21 protein-coding genes, 1 tRNA gene and 1 pseudogene are annotated in these 24,772 nt (G+C 56.0%); 16 read left to right on the forward strand and 7 right to left on the reverse strand.

The features are described 5' to 3' along the window. Window positions 1-39 precede the first annotated feature (39 nt). Both MHAR_RS06175 and MHAR_RS06180 read right to left on the reverse strand, forming a co-directional pair. Complete coding sequence (locus tag MHAR_RS06175; protein ID WP_048144440.1) at window positions 40-891, reverse strand: bifunctional 5,10-methylenetetrahydrofolate dehydrogenase/5,10-methenyltetrahydrofolate cyclohydrolase; 852 nt, start codon at window positions 889-891, stop codon at window positions 40-42. Then, the gene (locus tag MHAR_RS06180) at window positions 888-2,132 is read right to left on the reverse strand and encodes a serine hydroxymethyltransferase (protein WP_014586757.1); all 1,245 of its coding nucleotides are present in this window, start codon (window positions 2,130-2,132) and stop codon (window positions 888-890) included. The genes MHAR_RS06175 and MHAR_RS06180 overlap by 4 nt, the downstream gene beginning before the upstream one ends. Before the next feature lie 133 nt (window positions 2,133-2,265). Between MHAR_RS06180 and MHAR_RS06185 the strand changes: the two genes are divergently transcribed. Beyond that, window positions 2,266-2,721: a PUA domain-containing protein gene (locus tag MHAR_RS06185; RefSeq protein WP_014586758.1), complete on the forward strand. Its 456-nt coding sequence runs from the start codon at window positions 2,266-2,268 to the stop codon at window positions 2,719-2,721. Between the two features lie 67 nt (window positions 2,722-2,788). On the opposite strand, the gene MHAR_RS06190 is transcribed toward MHAR_RS06185, so the two are convergent. After that, window positions 2,789-3,955 carry a cysteine desulfurase family protein gene (locus MHAR_RS06190; RefSeq protein WP_048144878.1) on the reverse strand — a complete coding sequence of 389 codons (1,167 nt, stop codon included), beginning with the start codon at window positions 3,953-3,955 and terminating at the stop codon, window positions 2,789-2,791. Window positions 3,956-4,304: 349 nt separating this feature from the next. On the opposite strand from MHAR_RS06190, the gene MHAR_RS13365 reads away from it, so the two are divergent. Continuing rightward, window positions 4,305-7,328 carry a TrlF family AAA-like ATPase gene (locus tag MHAR_RS13365; RefSeq protein WP_143763316.1) on the forward strand — a complete coding sequence of 1,008 codons (3,024 nt, stop codon included), beginning with the start codon at window positions 4,305-4,307 and terminating at the stop codon, window positions 7,326-7,328. 121 nt (window positions 7,329-7,449) lie between these two features. Here MHAR_RS13365 and MHAR_RS06200 read toward each other — a convergent pair whose 3' ends face one another. Next, window positions 7,450-8,232 carry a hypothetical protein gene (locus tag MHAR_RS06200; RefSeq protein WP_143763317.1) on the reverse strand — a complete coding sequence of 261 codons (783 nt, stop codon included), beginning with the start codon at window positions 8,230-8,232 and terminating at the stop codon, window positions 7,450-7,452. 377 nt (window positions 8,233-8,609) lie between these two features. Beyond that, window positions 8,610-8,864, reverse strand: a pseudogene (locus MHAR_RS12890) (DUF3362 domain-containing protein); the annotation flags it as partial. A 185-nt stretch (window positions 8,865-9,049) separates the two neighbouring features. On the opposite strand from MHAR_RS12890, the gene MHAR_RS06205 reads away from it, so the two are divergent. The 9 genes from MHAR_RS06205 (at window position 9,050) to MHAR_RS06245 (ending at window position 16,517) form a co-directional block, all read left to right on the forward strand. After that, window positions 9,050-9,298, forward strand: coding sequence for a hypothetical protein (locus tag MHAR_RS06205; RefSeq protein WP_014586761.1), 249 nt, complete (start codon window positions 9,050-9,052; stop codon window positions 9,296-9,298). A gap of 37 nt (window positions 9,299-9,335) precedes the next feature. Further along, window positions 9,336-9,408, forward strand: a tRNA-Pro gene (locus tag MHAR_RS06210). A 364-nt stretch (window positions 9,409-9,772) separates the two neighbouring features. After that, window positions 9,773-10,999: an ABC transporter substrate-binding protein gene (locus MHAR_RS06215; RefSeq protein WP_228369511.1), complete on the forward strand. Its 1,227-nt coding sequence runs from the start codon at window positions 9,773-9,775 to the stop codon at window positions 10,997-10,999. Between the two features lie 163 nt (window positions 11,000-11,162). After that, the gene (locus MHAR_RS06220; RefSeq protein ID WP_014586763.1) at window positions 11,163-11,927 is read left to right on the forward strand and encodes a class I SAM-dependent methyltransferase; all 765 of its coding nucleotides are present in this window, start codon (window positions 11,163-11,165) and stop codon (window positions 11,925-11,927) included. A gap of 54 nt (window positions 11,928-11,981) precedes the next feature. Beyond that, on the forward strand, window positions 11,982-12,767 hold the full coding sequence (locus MHAR_RS06225) for a slipin family protein (RefSeq protein WP_014586764.1): 786 nt from the start codon (window positions 11,982-11,984) through the stop codon (window positions 12,765-12,767). Between the two features lie 14 nt (window positions 12,768-12,781). Continuing rightward, entirely contained in the window at window positions 12,782-13,879 is a 1,098-nt protein-coding gene (locus MHAR_RS06230) for a FecCD family ABC transporter permease (RefSeq protein ID WP_014586765.1), read from the forward strand. Continuing rightward, window positions 13,876-14,757: an ABC transporter ATP-binding protein gene (locus MHAR_RS06235; RefSeq protein WP_014586766.1), complete on the forward strand. Its 882-nt coding sequence runs from the start codon at window positions 13,876-13,878 to the stop codon at window positions 14,755-14,757. The genes MHAR_RS06230 and MHAR_RS06235 overlap by 4 nt, the downstream gene beginning before the upstream one ends. A gap of 12 nt (window positions 14,758-14,769) precedes the next feature. Then, window positions 14,770-15,693, forward strand: a complete 924-nt coding sequence (locus tag MHAR_RS06240; RefSeq protein ID WP_014586767.1) for an ABC transporter ATP-binding protein — start codon at window positions 14,770-14,772, stop codon at window positions 15,691-15,693. Continuing rightward, window positions 15,690-16,517 carry an ABC transporter permease gene (locus MHAR_RS06245; RefSeq protein WP_228369512.1) on the forward strand — a complete coding sequence of 276 codons (828 nt, stop codon included), beginning with the start codon at window positions 15,690-15,692 and terminating at the stop codon, window positions 16,515-16,517. Before MHAR_RS06240 ends, MHAR_RS06245 begins: the two co-directional genes overlap by 4 nt. A 54-nt stretch (window positions 16,518-16,571) precedes the next feature. Here MHAR_RS06245 and MHAR_RS12465 read toward each other — a convergent pair whose 3' ends face one another. Continuing rightward, on the reverse strand, window positions 16,572-18,269 hold the full coding sequence (locus MHAR_RS12465; RefSeq protein ID WP_014586769.1) for a HEAT repeat domain-containing protein: 1,698 nt from the start codon (window positions 18,267-18,269) through the stop codon (window positions 16,572-16,574). A gap of 186 nt (window positions 18,270-18,455) precedes the next feature. Here MHAR_RS12465 and MHAR_RS06255 point away from each other — a divergent pair, with 186 nt between their 5' ends. Next, window positions 18,456-18,776, forward strand: coding sequence for a nucleotidyltransferase domain-containing protein (locus tag MHAR_RS06255; RefSeq protein ID WP_014586770.1), 321 nt, complete (start codon window positions 18,456-18,458; stop codon window positions 18,774-18,776). A gap of 81 nt (window positions 18,777-18,857) precedes the next feature. Here the strand turns inward: MHAR_RS06255 and MHAR_RS06260 are convergent, their stop codons facing one another. Beyond that, a complete protein-coding gene (locus tag MHAR_RS06260; protein ID WP_014586771.1) occupies window positions 18,858-19,730 on the reverse strand; it encodes a class I SAM-dependent methyltransferase in 873 nt (290 codons plus the stop codon). A 452-nt stretch (window positions 19,731-20,182) separates the two neighbouring features. Here MHAR_RS06260 and MHAR_RS06265 point away from each other — a divergent pair, with 452 nt between their 5' ends. The 4 genes from MHAR_RS06265 to MHAR_RS06285 all read left to right on the forward strand — a co-directional run bounded on the left by MHAR_RS06265 (window position 20,183) and on the right by MHAR_RS06285 (window position 24,770). Then, entirely contained in the window at window positions 20,183-21,703 is a 1,521-nt protein-coding gene (locus MHAR_RS06265) for an ABC transporter substrate-binding protein (protein WP_228369513.1), read from the forward strand. Window positions 21,704-21,826: 123 nt separating this feature from the next. Next, on the forward strand, window positions 21,827-22,630 hold the full coding sequence (locus tag MHAR_RS06275; protein ID WP_014586773.1) for a YkgJ family cysteine cluster protein: 804 nt from the start codon (window positions 21,827-21,829) through the stop codon (window positions 22,628-22,630). 231 nt (window positions 22,631-22,861) lie between these two features. Then, window positions 22,862-23,917, forward strand: a complete 1,056-nt coding sequence (locus MHAR_RS06280; RefSeq protein ID WP_014586774.1) for an ABC transporter permease — start codon at window positions 22,862-22,864, stop codon at window positions 23,915-23,917. Next, window positions 23,907-24,770 carry an ABC transporter permease gene (locus MHAR_RS06285; protein WP_014586775.1) on the forward strand — a complete coding sequence of 288 codons (864 nt, stop codon included), beginning with the start codon at window positions 23,907-23,909 and terminating at the stop codon, window positions 24,768-24,770. The genes MHAR_RS06280 and MHAR_RS06285 overlap by 11 nt, the downstream gene beginning before the upstream one ends. The last annotated feature ends 2 nt before the right edge of the window (window positions 24,771-24,772 follow it).

Below are 24,772 nucleotides of genomic sequence, written 5' to 3' on the forward strand. Positions count from 1 at the left end.
CCAGCTCGCCCTTCCTTCGAAACCCTTCGATCCGGGTTTTCACCCTTCCTTCATCTTCATCTTCATCTCGGCCGCCTTCGCCGTCTGGCTCATCAAAATCGAGACGGTGAGGGGTCCGACCCCCCCGGGGACGGGGGTGACGGCCGCAGCCACCCCGATCACCTCGTCGAACTGGACGTCCCCGACGGTCCGGCCACCGACCCTGTTTATGCCCACATCGAAGACGTAAGCCCCCGGCCGGACCATATCCCCCCGGATGAGGCCCGGGACCCCCGCCGCCACCACCAGGACCTCGGCTTTCCGGGTGTGGGATGCGAGGTCTTTGGTGAAGACGTGGCAGACGGAGACGGTGGCGTTTCTGTTGAGCATCATCGCCGCCAGGGGCTTTCCGACGACGTTGCTGTGGCCGACGATCACCGCCTCCTTCCCCTCTAAGTCGACCCCAAGCCTCTCCAGGGCCCAGATGATCCCCTTCGGCGTACATGGAACTAGCCCCTCGGCCCCGGCGAGGAGGGAGCCCATGTTCATTGGGTGGAAGCCGTCGACGTCCTTTGCGGGGTCGATGGCCGCCATCGCCCGCGCCGGGTCGAGCTCCCGGGGTAGGGGGAGCTGGAGGAGGATGCCGCTGACGTCCTCCCTCTCGTTGAGGCCCCGGATCGTCTCCAAGATCTCATCGATCCCCGCGCCCTCCGGGAGGTTCACATTCTCGGACCTTATCCCGACCCGATCGCAGGCGGAGTGCTTGATCCTGACGTACATCGCGGAGGCGGGGTTATCGCCGACGATGATCGTCGCAAGCCCCGGCCTTCCGCCCAGGGCTGCGAGTTCATCGACCCTCACTTTCGTCTCGGCTTCCACCTCGGAGGCGAGGGCCTTGCCGTCGATGATCATCCCAGTTCCGGATATAGGGGGAACTTCAGACAAAGCTCAGCCACCTCGTCTTTCACCCTGGCTATGACCTTCTCGTCGCCTATGTTCCGGAGGACGGAGGCGATCATCTCAGCGATCTGGACCATCTCCGGCTCCTTCATCCCCCGGGTGGTGACGGCTGGGGTCCCGATCCTGATACCGCTGGTGATGAAGGGCGAGGTCGGATCGAAGGGGATGGTGTTCTTGTTGAGGGTGATCCCCCCCCGCTCCAGGGCCGCTTCGGCATCTTTTCCGGAGTAGGGCATCTTCAGGAGCTTGACCAGCATCAGGTGGTTGTCGGTCCCGCCGCTGACGAGCTCGAAGTCCCTCTCAAGGAGGGTCCTGGCGATGACGGCGGCGTTCCTCACGATCTGCTCCTGGTAGACCTTGAACTCGGGGGCCAGGGCCTCCTTGAAGGCGACGGCCTTCGCGGCGATGACGTGCATCAGGGGGCCGCCCTGGACCCCGGGGAAGACCGCCCTGTCGATGGCGGGGGCGATCTCCTGCCTGCACATGACCACGCCGCCCCTCGGGCCCCGGAGGGTCTTGTGGGTGGTGGTGGTGACGACGTCGGCGTGGGGTATCGGCGAGGGGTGGACCCCGGCGGCGACGAGACCTGCGATGTGGGCGATGTCCGCCATCAGGTAGGCTCCCACCTCGTCGGCCACCTCCCGGAGGGCAGCAAAGTCGATGGTCCGCGGGTATGCGGAGGCGCCGGTGACGATCATCTTCGGGGAGCATTCTTTTGCTATATCCAGCATCTCGCCGTAGTCGAGCATCTCGGTCTCTCTATTGACGCCGTAGTGGACGACGTTGTAGATCTTGCCGGAGAAGTTGACGGGGCTTCCGTGGGAGAGGTGGCCGCCGTGGTCGAGGGCCATCCCCATGACGGTGTCGCCGGGCTTGAGGAGGGCGAGGTAGACGGCCATGTTCGCCTGGGAGCCGCTGTGGGGCTGGACGTTGACGTGCTCGGCGCCGAAGAGGGCCCGGCACCGGTCCCTCGCCAGGTTCTCGGCGACGTCGACGAAGGTGCAGCCGCCGTAGTACCGTTTGCCAGGATAGCCCTCGGCGTATTTATTCGTCATCACGTTGTTGTAGGCCTCCATCACCGCGGGGCTGGTGAAGTTCTCGGCGGCGATCAGCTCCAGGCCGTTTCTCTGTCGCTCCAGCTCATCTCTTATGGCGGAGGCGATCTCGGGGTCCACATCATCGAGGAAGTTCAATTAAATCACCGATAAACGATCTTCTGGTGAGGATTGCCTCGGGGGCAAAATAGGTTATGGTGGGTGGGCGGTGCACCGGGGCCCCGGATCGGATCGGCAGCCTTTTTAGCCGGTGGGGCGAAACCCGGGAAGGATGCTAAAAAGGGCGAGGATGATAGCCGACCTCCAGTTCGGCCGCGGCTGCGGGCGGGCCCTCTTCGGGGAAGATACCACCTTCATGCTCTCGAATACCGGAAGGTTGCGGCACCTTCATCGGGACGGAGAGAGGATAGCGACGGTGAGGGCGAGAGACGGCCTTCTCACCTTGAGCGCCCTGGGCGCAAAGCTCCTCTACGACTTTCTTCCTCCCCCCCGGCAGAGGGTCGTGATCAGAAGGGATGTGGCCCCCTACGTGGCGAAGGGGGGGACCGCCTTCGCAAAGCACGTCGTCAGCGTCGACCCCGAGGTGAGGGCCGGAGAGGAGGTCCTGGTCGTAGACGAGGACGGAAGGCTCATCGCCACCGGGAGGGCGGTCCTCGCGCCGGAGGAGATGATGGCAATCCGCCGGGGCCCTGCCGTCCTCGTGAGGTCCGGCCAGGATGAGGACTGAGGGGCCCTTACCTCCCCCCCTCCGGCCGGAGATAATCCATCATTTTTTTATCCTCGGAAGATGGGAATCAAGCTTTTCTGAAGGGCGACATCGCCCGGAGGCTCTCGGCCACGGAGACGATCGCCTCTCCGACGCGGTCGACCTCCTCGTCGGTGTTCTCCCGCCCCAGGGTGATCCGCAGGGACCCGTGGGCCTCCTGGGGCCGCAGGCCGATGGCGGTGAGGACGTGGCTTGCCACCGTCTTCTTCGAGGAGCAGGCGGAGCCGGTGGAGACGGCGATGCCTTTCGCGTCTAGCCGCAGCAGCAGAGCCTCCCCCTCGATGTAAGAGAAGCCGAGGTTGAGGTTATTTGGGAGCCTCTTCGTCCGAGAGCCGTTGACCCAGGTCTCTTCGACCCGCTCCAGGACGTAGTCAGCAAGCCTGTCCCTCATCCCGCTGATCCTCACCATCTCCCCCTCCAGGTTCCTCCCGGCCAGCTCCGAGGCCGCGGCGAGGCCGACGATCCCGGGGACGTTCTCGGTCCCTGACCTCATCCCCCGCTCGTGGCCGCCGCCGAAGACGATCGGCTCGATCGGCGTTTTTTTCCGGATGTAGAGGGCGCCGACCCCCTTGGGGCCGTGGAGCTTGTGGGATGAGATCGAGAGGAGGTCCACCCCCAGGTCGTCGACCTTCGCCGGGATCTTGCCGACGGTCTGGACGGCGTCGGTGTGAAAGACGATCCCTCGATCGGAAGCCAGCTCCGCCGCCTCGGCGATCGGCTGGATCGTCCCGATCTCGTTATTTGCGTGCATGATGGAGATGAGGATCGTATCCTCCCGGATCGCCGCCTCCAGGGCCTCGACCTCCACCAGACCCTCCCGGTTCACCGGGAGATGAGTCACTTCGAACCCCTCCTCCTCCTCCTCCAGCTTCCTGCAGGGCTCGAGGACTGCGGGGTGCTCGATGGAGGTGGTGATGATGTGTCTTCCTCGGTCTCGGTTCGCCAGGGCGGCGCCCCTTATCGCCAGGTTGTCCGACTCGGTCCCGCCGCTGGTGAAGTAGACCTCTCCCGCCTCGGCTCCGATGAGCCGCGCCACCCGCTCTCGGGCCTCCTCCAGGGCGGCCCGGGCTGCTAGCCCCGGCTGGTGGAGGCTGGAGGCGTTGCCGAAGATCTCGACGAAGGCGGCATTCATCGCCTCGATCACCTCCGGGGCCATCGGGGTGGTGGCGGCGTGGTCCATGTAGATCCTCTTCATGGGAAAATCCGAGGAGCCCATAGGGTAAATAGGCGGCGAGGGTTCGGGGCGGGAAATCCCATCGCCTTCTTCTTCAGCGGCCTCCTCGTCCTGCGGCCTCGTGATGGTGGAGGTCGGCGCGAGGCGGGGGGCCATAGGGTAGCCTGGTATCCCACAGATAGGGGGTCCTGCGACCGGCGATCAAATCGCAGTGGCACCATCATTTTCTTATTGGTTAGCGTATTGAGGCTATAACAGCTGTTAGTGTACAGAAATATACCCTAGGATCTTAATTTAGAAGATGAAAATAAATCGAAATCTTATAAGGGGGCAGAACTTATAAATAACGATATAACATTTGACGAATTGGGTGAGCATAAGAATGAATGATCCACGGGGATCTTTATGGCGAAAATGGGATTTGCATGTCCATACCCCAGAATCATTAGTTCAAGGATATGGGGCAAATAATGACGAGACCTGGGAAAGATTCTTAACGGAGCTTGAAAGCCTCCCCCCTGAGTATAAGGTCATTGGAATAAATGATTACATCTTTATAGATGGATACAAGCGAGTTATTAAGGCTAAATCAGATGGCAGACTAAAAAACATAGATTTAATTCTACCAGTAATAGAGCTTAGATTGGATAAATTTGGAGGTACTGATAGTAACTTAAGTAAAATTAATTTCCATATAATATTCTCTAACGAGGTTAATCCTGACATAATTCATGAACAATTTTTAAATGCAATAAAACCAGGGTATCGTCTATCCCCCCAATATGAAGACATACAACAAGAATGGAGCGGACTCGTAACAAAAAATAGCTTAGAAGATTTAGGCAGATTAATAATTGAAAGTGTCCCACATGAGAAACGATCACAATACAGCCCTCCTCTGACGGAGGGATTTAATAATTTAAATTTTTCATATGATAAAATCCTAGATGCACTTAAATCTCCATATTTTAAAGACAGATATCTTACTGCGGTAGGTAAAACAGAATGGGCAGATATCAAATGGAATGACCATTCTATTGCAGAAAAAAAGACGATAATAAACGACTCCAATTTAGTGTTTATCTCTTCGGAGACTATTGAAGCATTTGATAAAGCTAAGCGCAATCTAACAACTTCAAAGGTAAACGATAGATTGCTTGATTGCAGTGATGCTCACTATTTCAATGACGCCTTGAGTAAAGACCGTATAGGAAAATGTTTTACCTGGATAAAAGCAGACACAACATTCGAAGGTTTAATGCATGTGCTCAGTGAATGGGAACGCAGGGTTTACATAGGCGATATTCCTAATAAATTAAATCTAGTCAAGAATCATAGAACAAAGTATATAAAGGGCATAAAAATAAACAAAAAAGCTAATTCACGACTAGATGAAATATGGTTTGAAAATTGTCAATTATCCTTCAATTTTGAATTGGTCGCAATAATCGGGAATAAAGGAATGGGTAAAAGCGCTTTAACAGATATGCTTGCATTGTTGGGAAATACATCGTCTAAAGATTTCAGTTTTTTAAATAAACAGAAATTCAGAGACCCTAAAAATAATAAATCGCTTGATTTTGAAGCTCAAATTATCTGGGAGTCTGGTGAAGAATCCTTAGCTAGATGTTTAGCAGAGGATGTACCAGAACATGAAGTGGAGTTGGTTAAATATATACCGCAGAAGTTTTTTGAAATGATCACCAATGAAAATGCAATTGAAGAAGGCAGTAAATTCGATAAAGAATTGAAAAAAGTTATATTTTCTCACGTAGATGAACCTAATAAGCTAGGTTGTGCTTCATTGGATGAGCTTATAGAGTATAGGACGGAAGAAATCAAAGATGTTATCAATAGTATGCGATCTGAGTTGAAGGATATAAATGAGAAAATTATTAAACTGGAGTATTTAACTTCCGAGGATCATAAGCAAGATCTAGGAAAGCAACTTGAAACAAAAAAACAGGAGTTGAGTGTCCATGATAGTAGTAGACCTACAGAGATTGACAAGCCAATAGTAAGTCCATCAATAGAAGAAGCCTTTAAGGACTTGCGATCTGAAATCGAGACTCTAACCTCTAATATCACAGAAGCAAAGAGCCAGTTAAATAGGTCTGTAAAAATTTTAGCCTCAATTTCTAAAATCAAAGGTAAAATAGAGAATCTTAGGCGAATGTATGACAACTTTGTAATAGAGTCATCTGAAGAGTTCGACAAAATTGGCGTAAAGATGGAGTCAATTGCTAGATTAGATATAAATGAATCGCTAATACAACAATACGAGAGAGAATATTCTAACAAGCAATCGCAATCGGAAGAATTAATAGATAGGTTGGAAAATAATAAAAAAGTGTCTGAAGAAAAGTTGTATTCGCTCCAATCCACATTAGATGAGGCAAACCGGAGTTATCAACATTATCTCGATGAAATTACAAATTGGGATCAATTACGAGAGGTAATTATAGGTAGCCCCGATCAACATGAATCAATTGAATATTATAAAAATGCACTTAACGAATCTAGTACTACTCTTGTTGATGATTTAAGTAAAGCTAAATTGGAGCGAAATAGTAAGGTTGAAGCCATTTTCTTGGAGATAAAAAAGCTTGTAAATATCTATATTGATCTTTATAAACCAGTTCAGGATTTTATAGATAATCATGAATTAATAGATCGATATCAACTGAATTTCAATGTATCGATTATACAGCAAGGATTCATAGACGCCTTTTTATCACATATAAACCAAAGTGCAAAAGGCACTTTTCATGGGACGCAAGATGGTAGAGATAAATTAAAAGAAATTATAGATAAATATGATTTCAATAGTATCTCTAATGTTATGCAATTTATTGCCGAAATTCAAGAGAGTATTGAAATAGATAAAAGAGATTCCATAAATCGAGTCAAAATAGAATCTCAGCTAAGGAAAAGCTTCAAGAAACAAGATTTATATGAGTTTTTATATTCACTCAAATATCTTGAACCTAGGTATATACTGCAGTTAGGCGGAAAAGAGCTGCTCCAGCTATCTCCTGGTGAACGTGGTGTATTACTTCTAATTTTTTACCTATTAGTAGATAAGGATGATTGCCCACTAATTATTGATCAACCAGAGGATAATCTAGATAATCAATCTGTATATGAGCTTATAGCTCCATGCATATCGGAAGCTAGGCTAAGGCGGCAAGTATTTATAATCACACATAATCCTAATTTGGCAGTAGTCTGTGATGCAGAACAAGTTATTGCTGCATCTATCAATAAATTGGATAAAGAAAGAGTCGAATATGTATCAGGCGCAATAGAAAATCCATCTATAAATAAAAAAATTATCGATATTCTAGAGGGAACAAAACCTGCATTCAAAAAACGCGAATCTAAATACTTTTGAATTTTAATGATCCTTTGATATCAATAATTTCCGGCTACACCTTCTCATTAATTCTACTCCCACCTCGCCATGGACGTGGACAGGCTATCCGGAAAAGGATTCGAGACCGCTAAGAAGCGTGTCATTTAAGAATGTTGACTATTTTCTTAATTATGCTAACAACACCCCAATTGAAGATAACTGAGATTATGAATAAAATATATTTTGGTAGTTGAATTGTTATCATTTCATTAACGCCAGGATTAGGCAATTCAATAAATATAAGTGAACCGATGGAAACAAATGTGAATACAAATCCTGAGAAAGTATTTAAGAATGCTAAATTGGCAAGAATAAATACTTTAATTTTTCCAGCGAGCCATGCTCCTGCGATAGCTATTAATATATCTTCTTTATATTTTGCTAAAATAGCTAATATTATAAACGCGAAAATAAGGATTGCCAATATACTCAAGATCAAACCGAAATATAAATAAATATAATAAATAATAAATATTAAACCAATAACGATCCCTGCAACGCCTGCTGCCGATAATGCTATTATAGTGATTACAAAAATTATTTCTATTGACTGTTTTATCTTTTCAGTAAGATATTCGCCTAAATACTTTATTAAAATATCTATTCTATATTGTATCAATATAGCGGCTATAATTAATGGAATTATAATAAAAAGTACTAAGCTCCTCCATAAACCTAACCAAGATAAGAGAAGATATGTGAAGTAAATAATTTCTAAGATGCCAATTACAATAATAATCACTATAAAAAATTGTTTTAAATAATAAATTGAAGTTGCACGTAACTTCATCTCAAAAAATATCCCTGCTAGTATAAAAAGTGACAGACTAAGAAGAAGGGCAAACATCCAATAAGATCCATCGTAACCCATCAGCTGCCACATATAGACAGGAAAGAACTACCTGGTTAAAAAACGTTGCTGTTTGCTTCTGTGGATTCGATGAAGCATTATAAATGTAAGGAGACGTAATCACGTGTCGCGAATATTCCAACTAAACACCCTTTTAGCTTTGTCTAATAGGAGTCTAAAGATATTACCCTTATCTTCAGCTTAGGCATCCGAGTCGTGTGGATCACGACATGATGGTACTTCATCGTTATCCTTTCACTTAATCTTCCGTTCAATGGAATCGCGATTGTTCTATGCCATCAAAGTTAGAGAACGTTCCTCGGTAAGCCATGTAATCTATCTTAGAATTGCAAAAGAACAACTTGCGCCCCCGAAAGGATGTCTCGGTGGTGACCATCATCGGATTAAAGCTATTTACAAGCAAAAGCGCGGGAAATTCTCGTATCAAGTCTCCCTACTCTCCTCGGCACCAGGCACCTCGGCCCGTCGCCGATCAGATCCTCCCGCCCGGCTATGCGGAGCCCCTCCCGGACCAGCCCCCAGTTCCTCCTATCTCGGTACTGGAGGAGCGCCCGCTGGATCTCCTTCTCCCGCCCCCTCGGTACGTTGACGGGCTTTTCTTAGAAGGAATCGAGGCCGGTGTGGTACATGCACGAGGAGACGGTTTGGCCGGGCCAGGGTCGCGAAGGGGGATAATTTCCGGGCCTGACTCCCTGGGCGGTCGGGCTTTCATGGGGAGGGGTGGGGAGGCCGATCGTTCGGGGATCCGGGACCGTGAGGTGGAGGGATATGGCGGCTACGAAGGGCGTCGACGAGAACTTATAAGTAAGCGGCCGCCCGATCTTCGGCCATGTTAGCCTACAACCCGCTGATCATGGCGGGGATCGTCCTCATCACCGTCGGGATCCTCTACACCCTGGTATCGGCCCGGGCGGGGGTCGTCCTGGCAGGCCTGGGGACGGTGGCGGCAGGGGTCTTCCTCTTCACCATCGTCCCAAACCCCCTGAACCCCATCGCCTTCTTCTTCAACGGCCTCCTCGTCCTATGCGGGCTCTGGATGGTGGCCGTCGGCGCTAGAGGCGACGGCGTGGAGCGATAACCTTTATATGGGTGGTATGCGTCCACCAATCCGCAGCGGGGCCATAGGGTAGCCTGGTATCCTACAGGACTGGGGGTCCTGTGACCGGCGTTCAAATCGCCGTGGCCCCACATTTCGCGTTTTCCATCCCGCGTTTCAGGGCTTCTTCATCTTCATTGGTAACGCTGCCTGAATATCTTTTCGATTCGACCGATCTCCAGCTATTCCAGGGAGTCTGACGGATCTTCCCTCTGCCGAAGGCCCGCCAAGAATGGCCGATGCCAGGCCTCACGGATCTCTCACCCTTTCACTTTCATATTCTTGCCACCGCTTCCCTAATACCCTATTTCATATCAATTTAACCAATAGTGATAAATAGAGCCTATTTATTCTATCTTCGTAGGACTAAATCATAAATCTGGAGGTATAAAAATGAGAGAAATATCCAAAAGAATGAGAAAAATCGCAAAATCGCCGTTTCTCCTTTTATTGGCGATGGCGATCTTCTCCGCGATGGTGCCGGCCTTCGGCTATGAGGTGGTGGTCCCAGGGGACGGGGACGGCGACCTGATCGTCTCGGACGGGGAGCTGGAGGCGGCCCAGGCCGCCCTCGCCGCCGGCGAGATCACCGACGAAGAGCTGGCGGAGATCGAGCACATCCACGAGAACTATCCGAGGACCGTCGTCGACACCGAGGGCCGGGAGGTCGTCTTCTACAAGCCCGTCGAGCGGATCATCACCCGGGAGCCCGACACCTGCCGTATAGTCATAGCCCTGGGAGAAGGCGAGAAGGTCGTCGCCTCGGAGCAGGCGGTGAAGTCCTGCCTCTGCCCCACCACCTTCGAGACCTTCGAAGAGGGGTGCCTTGAATGCTACAGTTCCATCCTCGGCGGAAGGCTCGCAGACCTCCCCGAGACGAGCACCCGCTACGACATCTACTACGAGCTGATCGCCTCCCTCAACCCCGACGTCATCATCACCTCGGGCGCCACCAACGTTCCGGACTTCGAGAGCAAAATCGGCTGTCCCGTGGTGGTCGCCGGAGGGGACGGCTGGAACTACACCCGGGATGACGGCCTCTACGGCATGATCGAGGTGATAGGCGACGTCCTGGAGAGGGAGGACGAGGCGGAGGAGCTGATCGGCTTCGTCGAGTCCAAGATCGAGATGGTAAGATCTGTCTCCGACGGCATCCCCGAGGACGAGAAGCCGCTGGTATACTTCGCCCCCCGGGGCGCGAAGCTCGGCTTCTACGACCCGAAAGAGGGGCGGGACTTCACCAGGACCTTCACATCCTATGACCCCCTGGATATCGCCGGCGGAAGGAACGTCGCCGAGGGGGCCGAAGGCTACGAGATAAACGTCGCCGTCGAGCAGATCATCGCCTGGAACCCCGACTACATCTTCGTCGCCTGCAGCACCCCAGAGGACGCCGAGGTGATCGACTGGATCAAGAGCTCACCAGACCTGCAGTCGATAGCCGCGGTCCAGAACGGGAACGTCTACAACTGCTTCTACCCCCACTGCCGGGGAAGGCCCGCCGATAGAAGCCTCATCAACATGATCTACCTGGCGAAGGTCCTCCACCCCGAGAAGTTCCAGGATGTGGACCTGGAGGCTGAGGGGAACGAGATCTTCAAGGCCTTCCTGGGGGTCGACGGCGTCTTCACCGAGTACGCCGACTACCTGGTCTGGCCGAGGGAGGAGCTGAAGACCGAGTAGACCGATCCTGGATGGAGGGTGGGGAAGAGATCGCCCTTCATCCTTTTTATATATTAAAATTAATGGAGGGAAGGCGCTGACCGGATTCATAAACTGGAATGAGCTTCGAAAGGCGATCATCTCCGAGGGGCGAAGGGGAAAGGGGCGCGAAAGCTCCGAAGAGATGTGGGATAAGAGGGCAGAAGAGTTCGACAGGTCTACGAAGGAGAGGAGCCATCGGACGGAGAGGCAGGTGGCAAGCCTCCAGCTCGATCCGGACTGCACCGTCCTGGACGTCGGCGCTGGCACCGGCCGCCTCTCGGTCCCCATCGCCAAGATGGTGAAAAAGGTTACGGCCGTCGATCAATCGAGAGGGATGCTCAATTATCTCGAAGAGAACATGGCCGAGGAGGGGCTCTCCAACTACCGGTGCATCCAGAAGAGGTGGGAGGACGTCCGGCTCGGAGAAGACATCGAGGCTCACGACGTCGTCATAGCGTCTCACTCCCTGGGGATGTTCGACCTCCAGGAGGCGTTGGCGAAGATGGATGCTGCAGCGAAGAGGCGAGTTTACATCTTCACCGCTGCCGGCAAGTGGTTCTTCGATGACTTCGAGGAGGAGCTCTGGGAGCGGATCTACGATAGGCCGCCGAGGCGAGGGCGAGGCGGAGGCTTTCGGTCAGATTACATGATCCTCTACAACATCCTCCACGACATGGGGATCTACGCCAACGTCGAGATAAGAGACGCAGAGCACGTCCAGCGGTACGAAAGCCTCGACGAGGCGGTCGAGCGGTGGAAGCTGAGTAGGGAGATCCCCGAGGAGAGCGAGCCACTTCTGAGGGAGTACCTCGCCAAAAATCTCGAAAGCGAAAACGGCGGAGGTCTGACATTCAGGCGGAGGACGAAGGGCGCCATGATATGGTGGTCCAAGTCGGAAAGCTCGTGATGCGTTGAAATTTATTGATATCAAGCGAGACGAAAATCCAGGGGGACAAAAAAAGTGGAATTTGACATCCGGCTCTTGGCAGGATCATTGGCCATAGGCCTGATACTATTTTCATCCATGAAGATCACAAGGCAGTACGAGCGGGCCGTCGTCTTTCGGTTCGGAAAGCTCCTCGGCGAGAAGGGCCCGGGCCTATTTCTTATAATACCGATCGTCGACAGGATCGTCAAGGTGGACCTGAGGGTCCGGGAGCTGGACGTCCCGAGACAGACGGTGATCTCCAGCGACAACGTCAGCGTCGAGGTGGACGCCGTCATCTACTACAAGGTGACGAGCTCGACGAAGGCGATAGTGGAGGTGGAGGACTACGAGGCGGCTACCGCTCTTCTCGCCCAGACGACCCTGAGGGACGTCCTCGGCCAGAACGAGCTCGACACCATCCTCTCCAACCGGGACGAGCTGAACAAGGAAGTTAAGACGATCCTCGACGAGATGACCGACCCCTGGGGGATAAAGGTCGTCACCGCCACCCTGAGGGACGTGGCCCTCCCCGAGAATATGCTCCGGGCGATAGCGAGGCAGGCGGAGGCGGAGCGAGAGAAGAGGGCGAGGATCATCCTCGCCGAGGGGGAGTATCAGGCCTCCCAGAGGATGAACGATGCCGCCACCCTATACGAGGAGAAGCCCTCCGCCATGAAGCTGAGGGAGTTTCAAACCCTCACCGAGATCGCGAAGGAGAAGAACCTGATCGTGGTATCGACCGGCTCCGACGCCCCCAGGTCTTCGGCCGGAGAGATCTCTGCTACCGTGGGTCTCGCAAAGGCCGTCGTCGATAGGTGATGCAGGGGGCAGATATGGCGAAGACGGTGAGGCGGATCACAAGTCGATCCGGTAAGAGAAGCAAGATGCAGGAGGCCCACGACTCTTTCGTATTCGCTAGATACTTCTTCATGGTGGCGATCATCGCCTCCATCGTCCTCCTTACGGGGGTGATCATAACCCTGGGGCCCCTGGACATCACCGTAGCCGACGCATACCGCGCCCTCATCTCCAAGTTCTATCCAGACTACTTCAACGTGGACCCGCTGACCTCGCGGGTCGTCTGGAACATAAGGTTTCCGAGGATCGTCGGCGGGATCCTCGCCGGGTTCGGCCTCGGGGTATGCGGATGCGTCATGCAGGCGGTCCTCAAAAACCCCCTCGCCAGCCCCTTCACCCTCGGAATATCGTCGGGGGCCCAGTTCGGCATATCCATCGCCGCCGTCCTGGGGGTCTCCGTCGTCGGCGGACCTTACCTCCTCATAGGAAACGCCTTCCTCTTCGCCCTCCTATGCTCTGGCTTCATCATAGGGCTGGCGGCCGTCAAGGGGGCGACCTCTGAGACCCTCATCCTCGCGGGGATCGCCGTCAACTACTTCTTCTCCGCCATGAGCCAGCTCTTCAAGTACTTCGCAAATGACGAGCAGCTCCGGCTGATGACCTCATGGGGGATGGGGGACCTCGCCGCCTTCTCCTGGAGCAAGATCTCAATCCTCCTCGGGGTCTTTGCGATCTGCATCCCCCTTCTGATGCTGAAGGCCTGGGATCTGAACATCATGACCTCGGGGGACGAGACCGCCAAGAGCATCGGCGTCAACGCCGAGCGGGTCAGGGTTTACATAATGCTGATATCGAGCCTGGTGGTGGCGACGGTCGTCTGCTTCACCGGGACGATCGGCTTCATAGGACTGGTGGCACCCCACATGGCCCGGCTGATCCTCGGCGGGGATCATCGGTTCTTGATCCCCGCCTCGGGGATCCTGGGGGCCTCGGTCCTCATCGCCGCCGACGGCGTCGCTATGAACCTCATCGCCCCGACGGTTATACCGACGGGGATCATGACATCGGTGATAGGAGTTCCGTTCTTCATGTATCTTATGTTGAAAGGGAGAAGGAGGGAGTTTTGGACATGATGATCCAGCTTCAGGCAAAGGGAATAGTATTTGGTTACAACAGCTCCCCGATCCTCAAAGACGTCAGCTTTGAGATCGGGCCGTCGAGGCTTGTGACGATAGTCGGGCCCAACGGCTCCGGAAAGTCGACCCTCATCAAGTGCATCGACCGGATCATCGCCCCGGAGAAGGGCAGCATCCTCATCGATAGAAAGGAGGTGACGAAGATGGATCGGATGGAGATCGCCAAAAACCTCTCCTACGTCCCCCAGAGCTCGGCCCGGACCTTCTCCTCCAACGTCTTCGACACCGTCCTGATGGGCAGAAGGCCCCACATCGGCTGGCTTTCCAGCTCCGACGACGAGGAGAGGGTCTGGGAGGTCTTGAGGCTCCTCGGGATCGAGGAGCTGGCCATGAGCGGCTTCGCCGAGCTGAGCGGCGGCCAGCAGCAGAAGGTCCTGATCGCAAGAGCCCTCGTCCAGGAGACGAAGGTGATGCTCCTCGACGAGCCGACGAGCAACCTGGACATCTGGCACCAGCTCGACGTCATGAACATAGTGAGCGACCTCGTGAAGAAGAGGCGGATGACCGTCCTGATGGCCCTCCACGACCTCAACCTCGCCTCGAGGTACTCCGACGGGATCATCATGATGAAGAGGGGAAGGATCATGGCTGCGGGAGACCCCGCCTCCGTCCTCACCCCCGAGAACATCGAGGCGATCTACAACGTCGAGGTGGCGGTCCGGTCCCAGTCGGAGGAGCCCTTCATCGTCCCCATAAAGCAGATCAAGCCGAACGGCCCGCGGCCGCACCCTGGGGGGAGGTTCTTTACGTCCGGGAAGAGGAGGTCCAGACTTCCCCGCACCCTCGCCGAGATGAAGGAGATCAGGCTGTCGTGATCCCGCCTCTTTATGCGGAGATCTTCTGGAGGCGGGATCATCGGAGAGGCGGCTATTGAGACCTGCAAGCTGACCAAGACCTTCGCCTCGCCTAGGGGCCTTCCCGACCTCCTCCGCCGGCGGCCCTCCGCCGGCGGGGTCACCCCCGTCGACGGGGTCGACCTATTGATCAGGAAGGGAGAGGTCTTCGGGATCCTCGGCCCCAACGGGGCGGGGAAGACGACCCTGATCAAGATCCTCTGCACCCTGATCCTCCCGACGGCTGGCAGAGCCAAAGTCAACGGATACGACGTCGAGAGGGAGAGCGGGCGGGTCCGGGAGTCGATTGGCCTGGTCACCACCGACGAACGGTCCTTCTACTGGCGTCTTACGGGGAGGGAGAACCTGGAGTTCTTCGCCTCCCTTCACAACTTCTACTCCGACGAGGCGAGAGATGTGGTCGATGACCTCCTGGGGGTCGTGGATCTGAAGTATGCCGCTGACGAGCGATTTCTCACCTACTCCGCGGGGATGAAGCAGAGGATGGCCATCGCCCGGGGGCTCCTCAACGATCCCGCCGTCCTCTTCATGGACGAGCCGACCAGAAGCCTCGATCCAGGAGCCGCCCAGGGGCTCCGGGATTTCATCAAGGGAGAGATCGTAAGGGAGCGGGGAAAGACGATCTTCATCTCGACCCACAACCTCGAGGAGGCAGAGGAGCTCTGCGATCGGATGGCCATCTTCGACGACGGCAGGATCAAGGTCATAGGAAGCCCCGCCGACTTGAAGGCGAGCCTGGGCGACGGATCGAAGCTCTCCGACGTCTTCCTGCACTACACCGGAAAGAAGTTTGAGGAGCGGGGCGGAGCCGGCGGTGCGGCTCCGGGATTCCGCCAGGACCGGCGGGGCTTTCCCCACCGGGTCGGCGGCCTCGGCCGGAGGAGGGGCGGGGTATGAAGGTGGGTAGTATGTTCGCGACCTATCGGAAGGCCCTCTCCTTCGTAAAGAGGAGCTACATCCTCCAGATGAGCTACAAGTTCGAGTTCTTCCTCCGGCTCTTCTTCATGTTCTTCAACATCCTCACCTACTACTTCGTCGCCAAGCTGATCGGGACCGCCGGGATGAAGTACCTCGAGCCCTACGGCGGCGACTACTTCTCCTTCGTCCTAATCGGGATCGCCTTCTCCGGGTACCTGATGGTATCGCTGCGGGGCTTCTCCGAGAGCGTCCGGGACGAGCAGATGATGGGGACCCTGGAGGCTATGCTCGTCACCCCCACCGACGCCTCGGCGATCATCACCCTCTCGACCCTCTGGAGCTTCATCTTCGCCTCCTTCCGGGTCCTCCTCTACCTCGTCATCGGGGTCCTCCTGGGGGTCAGCCTCGCCGGCGCCAACGTCCTTGCGGCGCTGATCATCCTCGGCCTCACCATCGTGTGCTTCTCCAGCATCGGGATCCTCTCGGCGAGCTTCATCATGATCTTCAAGAGGGGCGACCCCATCAACATGCTCTTCATGAGCACGTCGGAGCTATTCGGGGGGGTCTTCTTCCCCATCTCGGTCCTCCCCAGCTGGCTCCAGACCGTCTCCCACCTCCTCCCGATGACCTACTCCCTCAACGGGATGAGGCACGCCCTCCTCCAGGGGTACACCTTGCGGGAGCTCGCGCCGGAGATAGGAGCCCTCGTCCTCTTCTCCGCGATCCTGGTGCCGGCGAGCCTCCTCGCCTTCCGGTACGCGGTCCGGAAGGCGAAGATGGAGGGGACGCTGGTGCATTACTGAGAGAAAGAGAAAATGCCAGGTTTGGAATTCGGGTGGCTCCGCCGTTTGGCGGCCTTATTTTTTGCCTTTCGCCCGGCCCACCAACCGCCCCCAGGCGGTGCTCAGGTTCAAGCCTTTTTCAAGCGTGATTTCATGTTCGTATTGGAGAAGATAAGGTATGAGGGGTAAGGTGACTTTCAGCTTGTCAGCCGCCCTGAGCCTTGCGTCATCGACCACTTTCGATAAGTGCTCAACATCGTCGGGAGTTACAGGACCTCTGAGCTTTTGATGCTGAATTTTCGCTAATATTTGCTTCACCAGATCTAATATCTCTTCCATTTCCTTCTTTTCGCTATGATCGAGAATTGTGGCGATGATCGCTTTTTCATTTACGTCCAGACGATCGAGGATCTTTTGTTGGAGCTCTTTCATTTCGAGCTTAATCTCATCCAATTCTGATTTTATGTACTCGAACTGCTTGCCGTATCTCTCGATGTCAATCTTGGGTTGGATATAGTTTATAGCAGCTTCGAGCTTGATTATTCGATCTTCAAGGGTGCAACATTTGTATATCTCTTCGGCAAGCTCGCAAGCATGTTCTCTTTTTTTGGGTGGAAGAAAGTCGCACATATCTTCCAGAATCTCAGCAATTCTGAGGATGCTCTTTTCAGATCTTAGATAACTCTCGGGTGATATTTCCTTCGCCTGTTGGTTTACCTCTCGACCCAAAGGTTCGACTTCTGTGCCGACTGTCATCTTACACAGCTCTTTTGCGATCTCCTGAATCTCATCAATCTTCTCTTTTATCTGTTTTTCAACTCGTTTTCCGCCTATTCTGAGCAGCTTCACTGTTCTAGGAGCTTTTTCTTCCGTATCCTCCAGCAGCTCCGCAAAACGAACACAATATTGGCTATAAACTCTTAAATCACGTTGTATCTCATACAAATTCTTCTCTCGTAATCTTTGAGCTTCTTTTAGAGCATTTGACAGATTCTCCACCGCCTCTAGAAGGTCTTCTTTGCTCCTAGATCCTTCAGATGCGTCTTTCGCCTCTTTCAGATACTTTTCTACTTCTCCTTCAGAGATTTCACTCTTGCAGGTCAAGGAATAGAACGATCTGTAAAAAGGAAGGCAGAACTTAGCAGGGTTAGAATACTTAGCTTCTGCTGCGGATCTCTCGAAATATTGCAGTGCGTTTTCCAGCTCTTTTCTGAACTCTTCTTCGCCCTCGGCCTCTGTCGCCCTGAATATCGAGGCCCTGCCCAGAGAATGGTTTGCGGACACTCGCACATAGCTGTCCTCGTCGCCGGATAAACGATGAAGATCTTGCCAAGCGGCCTCTTTGTCGGGAATGGCGGAAAACGCGGCGCCAAGAGCGTCGGCAGCCTCGCTTCGCACATAGCTATCCTCGTCGCCGGTCAATCGATGAAGATCTTGCCAGGCGGACCCTTTGTCGGAAATGGCGGAGAACGCGGCGCCAAGAGCGTTTGCAGCCTCGCTTCGCACATAGCTGTCCTCGTCGCCGGTCAAGCGAATCAGATCTTGCCAAGCGGAATCTTTGTCGGGAACGGCGGAGAACGCGGCGCCAAGAGCGTCGGCAGCCCCGCTTCGCACAAAGCTGTCCTCGTCGCCGGTCAAGCGAATCAGATCTTGCCAGGCGGACTCTTTATTGGGAAGAATGGCAAAATTGGTGCTCAGTCGATCAACCGCCTCTTCGCGGTCTTCAACTTTATCGCTTATGGATTTTCGATGAATCTCCGCCTGGTCGACCAATTCCCTACACCACAGGCCCCTATAGCATTTCGGATTTATAATTGTTTTTCATATTTTTGCTTGAAGAATGTCGATGTTCTGCATCCGAACATATATTTATTTCATTGGCGATCACTATAAGATGCAGTTTCGGCGAGTTTCGAATGACGCCTGCAGACGAAAACACCGCGTTGGAGGAATGAAAGAATGGACCGCAAGGCAGTCCTGAAGCTCCTTGAAGAGCTGAAGGCCGAGATGAAAGAGTCGCTGGGAGATAAGCTGGTCGGGCTCCTCCTCTTCGGCTCCTATTCGAGAGGGGATTATTCGGCGTCCTCAGACGTGGACCTCGTGATCCTCGCCGAGGGGGTGCTGAGCCGGGCGGAGAGGGATCTGATAGACGATCTGATCGCGGAACGCTCCCTGAGGCACGACGTGGTGATCTCGGCCATCGTCTATCCCTCGAAGACCTTTCAGGAGTACAGCACCCCGTTCCTCTTGAGCGTGAAGGAGGATGGGATAGCGATATGATGTACCAGCGAGATATGAAGGCCCTGTTGGAGAAGGCCGCGAGGTCGCCCCCTGCCCTCACCTCATTCAGAAGCCTTTCCTTCATCTCTTGCCCATTCCATTCTCCCCCGACCCCGTCTCCCACCATATCTTCACCCTGATCGACGACGCGGGCAGGCTTAACCCGCCATTCTCCTCTACGAGAACCCGGCCCAGATGCTCCCGAACGATCGCCTCCTGCTCGGGGGTCGTTATGGCGTACTGGCTTCGGAAGTGGGCCATCGCCTCCTCCATGCTGGCGAACCGCTGGCTGTGCCGCAGCCGGAAGGTCCGGACGGAGGGGTAGATCCCCATCGAATAGAGGACGTTGTAGAGGACGTCGCTCTTGGGGCCGGGTTGGTACTCCCGGCCGTGGAGCCTCGGCCAGAGGTCGCGGCAGTCCCGGTCCCAGTGGGTCTCCCCGGCGAAGTGGTAGAGGTAGATGGTGCCGCCCTTTGCTGCGGAAGCGATCATCTTCTCGATCGCCCCCCGGATGTCGGCCATCCCCAGGGAGAAGGAGGCGATGACGACGTCGTAAGGGGTCTTGAGGTCGTCGGCCACGTTCACGTCCTCCCACCGCTTCTGGACTATCTCGATGTTTGAAACTTGCTCCTCGGCCATCTTCTCTTGGAGGACCAAGACCATTCCTTTCGCGGGCTCGACGGCGGTGACGTGTTTGACCCTTTGAGCGAAGGGGATGGCGAGGGTTCCGGGGCCGGCCCCGATGTCCAGGACCCTGGAGTCGGGGGTGATCTCCGTCCCCGCGATCGTCTCCTCGACGCGGTGGCTGTTCTCTTTTGACATATTCCAGAACTTGAGGGCGCTCTCCCTCTTCTCCCAGATCCGGGCGCAGTCCCGGGCGGTGCTCGCCTCCCGGCTTCGTCGCATCTGGTCATTCCATACCTCGTTCCAGTCGATCTCGGTAATCGGGTTCATGGTCAATTACACCTCAGAGGCCCCCGTCACGGAAATAGCAGATAAGCGATCAACCAGCAGATGGGCGAGCCGTCGCCAGGTCGGGGTGGGTGGGTGGGGCGGGGGCGATTGGCGGATTGTGGACGGTTCCATCTCCGGCTTTAAGTCCGATTTCACCTCCGGGTTTAAGAGGTTTACTGTTATTAGTATGACTAAAAGGTCTTATGACACCATAGGAGCCCCATCAGAGCTGTTATTGGGCAAATAATTTCAGTATTCGCCTTGATTTGATCCTGATATATCTAATGAGCAACACAATTTGATATTTAAATCTGTGAAAATTGACATTTAGATACTATAACGGACATTTCTAAAACGAATAAGTTCATAAATAAGCCGAATAGATCCCATCTACATAACATCAGATTCGACTGTTCAGGAAGAGGTGTTTCAAAGTGCTAAAACCGTGGATCTTGATCTCTGGGCTCGCCCTCGCCCTCCTGGCGCTCTTGGCGATCAGCCCCGCCGGAGTCGCCGGATACGAGGTGGCCGAGTACACCATCGCCGATGCGACGGGGGACTGGGGCTTTCCCTCCCCCTACGCCCACTACTCCCGGGGGCCGGGATACGTCAGGATGAGCTTCATCTTCGACACCCTGGTCTGGAAGGACGATGAGGGATATCTTCCGGCCCTCGCTGAGGGCTGGGAGTACCTCGAGGCGGAGAACGCCTACTCCTTCGAGCTTCAGGAGGGCGTCACCTGGCATGACGGCGAACCGTTCACCGCTGAAGACGTCGTCTTCACCGTCGAGTACATCCAGGACCACCCCTACCAGTGGGTCGACTCCAGCATCATCGAGTCGGCGGAGGCGGCCGGCGATTACACCGTTAAGCTCTACTTGACCGAGCCTTACGCCCCCTTCATGGACCTGGTCGCCTGCACCCTCCCCATCCTCCCCCGGCACATCTGGGAGGGGGTCTCCGACCCCGAGGGCGCGAGGGACGATGAGGCCCTGGTGGGGACCGGCCCCTTCAGGCTCGCTGACTACAATAAGGCCCACGGGACCTACCTCTACGAGGCTTACGACGGCTATTATATGGGCGCCCCGAAGGTCGGGCGGATCGTCTTCGTCAAGATCTCCGACCAGACCGCCCCCGCCGCCCTGAGGCAGGGGTCCGCCGCCGCCGCCTCCGTCCCGCCGGAGGCGGTCTCCTCCCTCGAGGGGGCTGGCCTTGAGGTCATCGAGGGGGCTTTCGACTGGAACGCGAAGCTGATGATCAACCACCAGAAGGAGCCCTTCTCCGACCCCGAGTTCAGGCGGGCCCTCGCCTACGCCATAGACCGCGAGGCCCTGGTCGAGATCGTCCTCCGCGGCGAGGGCCTTGCTGGGAGCCCCGGGATGGTGCCTCCAGACAGCGACTGGTACAACCCCGCCGTCGAGGCCTACGAATATGACCCGGACCTGGCGAGGGGGATGATCGAGGATCTCGGCTACTCCGGCACTGAGGTGGAGGTCCTGGTGGCGGAGAGGGGGATCGTCGGCTGGCCCGGCTCTCGGGCAGCAGAGCTGATCGAAGAGCAGCTGGAGGACGCGGGCCTTGAGGTGACCCTCCGGTCCCTCGACGGGGCCACCCTCGACACCTTGGTGATGGCGTGGGACTTCGACCTCGCCCTCCTCGGCCACGGCGGCCTCGGCGCCGACCCCGACTACCTCCGGAGGATGACCCTGGACGAGACCCTCAACAGCGTCCGGTACCGCGAAGACGACCGATTGACGGCCCTCCTGGAGGATCAGAGGACCGAGACCGACGGGGACGACCGGGCCGAGATTATCTCCGAAGCCCAGGTCCTCTACGCCGAGGCCCTCCCCGCCCTCACCCTCTACTACCCCCGCTGGTACTGGGCCCACAACGGGGAAGTCGCCCTCTACTTCACCCGGGGCGGGATCTCCATCGGGGTTCCGATACCCTTGAACAAGATGGCCTTCCTCTAGGCGTCGGGAACGATGCCCCCCTCCGGGGCATACCCCCCCCTTTTTTCGAAGCCGGGATCTTCAGGGATACCTACTTAGAGGACCTCCTCCCACGGGAGGCCATACCCGGGGGCGATCTCCAAGATGGCGGATAGGTTGTTGAAGCGGAGGATCGAGAGGTTCGTCAGCTCAGATAGGCATGTGACCTCGGCCAGGATAGCTAAAGCCTTCGGCGAAGACCCGGCGGGGGCGGTCACCTGCGCCGAGAACCTGGTGGTGGCCCCCGGCCTATCCCGGGAGGTGGCCGAGGCCCTCATCTCCCTGGGGGCCGAGGGGAGGATCCTCTGGTCCCCGATCTCCAGGACCGCCTACCACCTCGACGGCCTCTTTCTCGACCTGCCGGTATCCTACGTCCAGAGGGCCTGCGATCAGCCCACCTGGCTCCCGGCGGCCTTCAACGCTCCCCCGGTCCATCGACGGGTGATGGAGGCGGTCCGGCTGATGGGGGCGGTAGGCCTCTATCCCGGAGTCCCCGACCCGGATCTCGGCGCCCGGCTCTTCGAGGCTCACTCCCACCTCGAATGCAGGATGTGCGGTCTTTGCTGCACCCTCTCCACCCCCATAACCCTGGAGCCCCAGGACGTCGAGAGGCTCTCGGCCCATCTCGGGATCGGCATAAGGGAGACGGTCGAGGTCTACGCCCACCGGGTGGAGGTGGGGGGATATGAGGCCTGGGCCATGAAGACGACCCTCCCGTGCGGCTTCCTCGACGAGGCCGAAGGGCTCTGCAAGATCCATGGGGCCCGGCCGATGATCTGCAGGACCTTCCCCCACCTATCGCCCCTGACCCTCGGGGGGGACCCCCCAGGGGGGTGGTGCCCAGCGGCGGAAGACCGGCGGAGGGGCGGAAGGGGGAGGAGGGGAGCGCCCCCGAATTTGCCACCTTGAACGACGGGGCCGCCTGACCTTCCCCATCGTTCCCTCTTTCTTCCAGGCTCAATTGTTAAATTGGAGCAGATTCTGTGTTATAGATCATCATATCGATTGTTTGATTTACATACGATTCGGGAAAGTTTCATAAATAATGACCCGATTAGATAAACCCTTGAGAATTTGAGCGCTATAATAAGGAGAGTTTATTAAGACGGCCGGAATGAGGCGACGGAGGCGGATCGTTCGATGGAGGACCAGTATGGGCGCCCTCTGGAGGGGCCGAAGGTCGGATGGAGTATCCCGAAGGCGACGGCGCGAGCTTGGGCCCTCCTCCGGCGGGCCGCCTTCTTCACCAACTACGCCGTAGCCTTCCTCCTGATCCTGACCCTCAACTTCGTCCTGCCGAGGTTGATGCCCGGAGACCCCTTCCAGGCGATCTACGGTCAGGAGGCCCTCCTCGCCATGACCCCCCAGCTGAAGGCCCAGCTGATCGAGCGGCTCTCCCTCGACCAGTCGATGGGCTCGCAGTTCGTCGCCTACCTCCTCGCCCTGTTGAGGGGAGACCTCGGCTACTCCTACTACTACAACCAGCAGGTTATGACGGTGATCCTCGACTTCCTCCCCTGGACCCTTCTGCTGACGGGGACGGCGCTCCTCCTATCCACCCTGGGGGGGCTAGTCCTGGGGATCGAGTCCGGCTTCCGCCGTGGTCGCCGCCTCGACAAAGCCCTCCTCGGGGGCCTGATGTTCCTCAACGGCTTTCCCGACTTCTTCATGGGGATCGTCCTCCTCCTCCTCTTCGGGGTGTTGATGGGGGTCGTCCCCCTCTCCGGCGCCCTCACCCCTTACAGCGGCCTGGCGGGGCTGCCCCTGGCCCTGGACATCCTCCACCATCTGATGGCCCCCCTCGCCGCCCTGGTCCTGGTGAGGGTGACCTCCCCTTACCTCCTCACCAGGAACACCATGATCACCACCCTCCGGGAAAGCTTCGTCATGACGGCCAGGGCCAAAGGCTGCTCAGAAGGGAGGATCAAGTACCGGCACGCGGGCAGAAACTCCCTCCTCCCCGTCGTCACCTCCACGGGGATGATGATCCCCCATATGATCACAGGGGCCCTCTTCGTCGAGATCGTATTCTCCTACCCCGGGGTCGGTTGGCTCCTCTACAACTCCCTCCTGACCCGGGACTACCCCCTGATCCAGGGGATCCTTCTCATGGTGACGGTGGCGGTCCTGGCGGCGAACCTTCTGGTGGACCTCCTCTACTCAAGGCTCGATCCGAGGGTGAGCGATGCACGTTGACGTCTGGCGGGAGGTTCTGGGGAGCAACGTCGGGAGGATGGGGCTCCTCCTGATCGCCTTGATGCTCCTCCTCGCCATCTTCGCCCCCCTCCTCACCCCTTACTCCCCCCGGGAGAACACCAGCACCCCGGCCTTCAGCCGCCCATCGGCCGATCACTGGCTGGGGACGAACGACGCCCGCCAGGACATCTGGACCCAGCTCCTCTACGGCGCCAGGACCTCGTTATCCGTCGGCTTCGGAGTCGCCCTCCTCTCGGGTTTCATCAGCGTCCTCATCGGAGGAACGGCGGCGATCTTCGGAGGCCTCTACGACCGGTTCTGGATGAGGGTCGTCGACGCCACCATCGCCATCCCCGACGTGATCGTCATCATTCTGGTGGCGGCGTACCTCAGGCCGAACGTCCTCTTCATGATCCTCCTCCTCTCCGCCCTCTCCTGGCCCGGAGGGGCGAGGGTGATCCGGGCCCAGACCCTCACCCTGAAGGAGAGGATGCACGTCTCCGCCGCCAGGACCTTCGGCGCGGGCTGGCCTCACCTCCTATTCCGCCACATCGTCCCGGACCTGGCGCCGGTGCTGGTGGCCATAATGATCCAGGATGCCAGGAGGGCGGTCTTCATGGAGGCGGGGCTCTCTTTCCTGGGGATCTCCGACCCCTCGGTGATGAGCTGGGGGAAGATGATCCAGTATGCCAGGGTCTTCACCTTCCTGGAGGTCTGGAAGTGGTGGCTTCTGCCGACGGGGATCGCCCTCTCCGCCACCCTCATCGGTCTGAGCTTCACGGGGTACGCCCTGGAGTCGGCCCTCGACCCGCGCCTCCGGGATCGGGACGACCATCATGATGGAGGTATATGACG

The organism is Methanothrix harundinacea 6Ac, from assembly GCF_000235565.1.
Taxonomy (GTDB): Archaea; Halobacteriota; Methanosarcinia; order Methanotrichales; family Methanotrichaceae; genus Methanocrinis; species Methanocrinis harundinaceus.

Excerpts from the sequence above, each read along its gene's own strand:
- MHAR_RS06215 (WP_228369511.1), top strand. The coding sequence starts at position 9,773 with ATGGCGATCTTCTCCGCGATGGTGCCGGCCTTCGGCTATGAGGTGGTG.
- MHAR_RS06260 (WP_014586771.1), bottom strand. The coding sequence starts at position 19,730 with ATGAACCCGATTACCGAGATCGACTGGAACGAGGTATGGAATGACCAG.
- MHAR_RS06285 (WP_014586775.1), top strand. The coding sequence starts at position 23,907 with ATGCACGTTGACGTCTGGCGGGAGGTTCTGGGGAGCAACGTCGGGAGG.
- MHAR_RS06220 (WP_014586763.1), top strand. The coding sequence starts at position 11,163 with ATGTGGGATAAGAGGGCAGAAGAGTTCGACAGGTCTACGAAGGAGAGG.
- MHAR_RS06185 (WP_014586758.1), top strand. The coding sequence starts at position 2,266 with ATGCTAAAAAGGGCGAGGATGATAGCCGACCTCCAGTTCGGCCGCGGC.
- MHAR_RS06190 (WP_048144878.1), bottom strand. The coding sequence starts at position 3,955 with ATGAAGAGGATCTACATGGACCACGCCGCCACCACCCCGATGGCCCCG.
- MHAR_RS06175 (WP_048144440.1), bottom strand. The coding sequence starts at position 891 with ATGATCATCGACGGCAAGGCCCTCGCCTCCGAGGTGGAAGCCGAGACG.
- MHAR_RS06200 (WP_143763317.1), bottom strand. The coding sequence starts at position 8,232 with ATGTGGCAGCTGATGGGTTACGATGGATCTTATTGGATGTTTGCCCTT.
- MHAR_RS06275 (WP_014586773.1), top strand. The coding sequence starts at position 21,827 with ATGGCGGATAGGTTGTTGAAGCGGAGGATCGAGAGGTTCGTCAGCTCA.
- MHAR_RS06245 (WP_228369512.1), top strand. The coding sequence starts at position 15,690 with ATGAAGGTGGGTAGTATGTTCGCGACCTATCGGAAGGCCCTCTCCTTC.
- MHAR_RS06205 (WP_014586761.1), top strand. The coding sequence starts at position 9,050 with ATGTTAGCCTACAACCCGCTGATCATGGCGGGGATCGTCCTCATCACC.
- MHAR_RS06280 (WP_014586774.1), top strand. The coding sequence starts at position 22,862 with ATGGAGGACCAGTATGGGCGCCCTCTGGAGGGGCCGAAGGTCGGATGG.
- MHAR_RS06255 (WP_014586770.1), top strand. The coding sequence starts at position 18,456 with ATGGACCGCAAGGCAGTCCTGAAGCTCCTTGAAGAGCTGAAGGCCGAG.
- MHAR_RS06240 (WP_014586767.1), top strand. The coding sequence starts at position 14,770 with ATGCGGAGATCTTCTGGAGGCGGGATCATCGGAGAGGCGGCTATTGAG.
- MHAR_RS06235 (WP_014586766.1), top strand. The coding sequence starts at position 13,876 with ATGATGATCCAGCTTCAGGCAAAGGGAATAGTATTTGGTTACAACAGC.
- MHAR_RS06230 (WP_014586765.1), top strand. The coding sequence starts at position 12,782 with ATGGCGAAGACGGTGAGGCGGATCACAAGTCGATCCGGTAAGAGAAGC.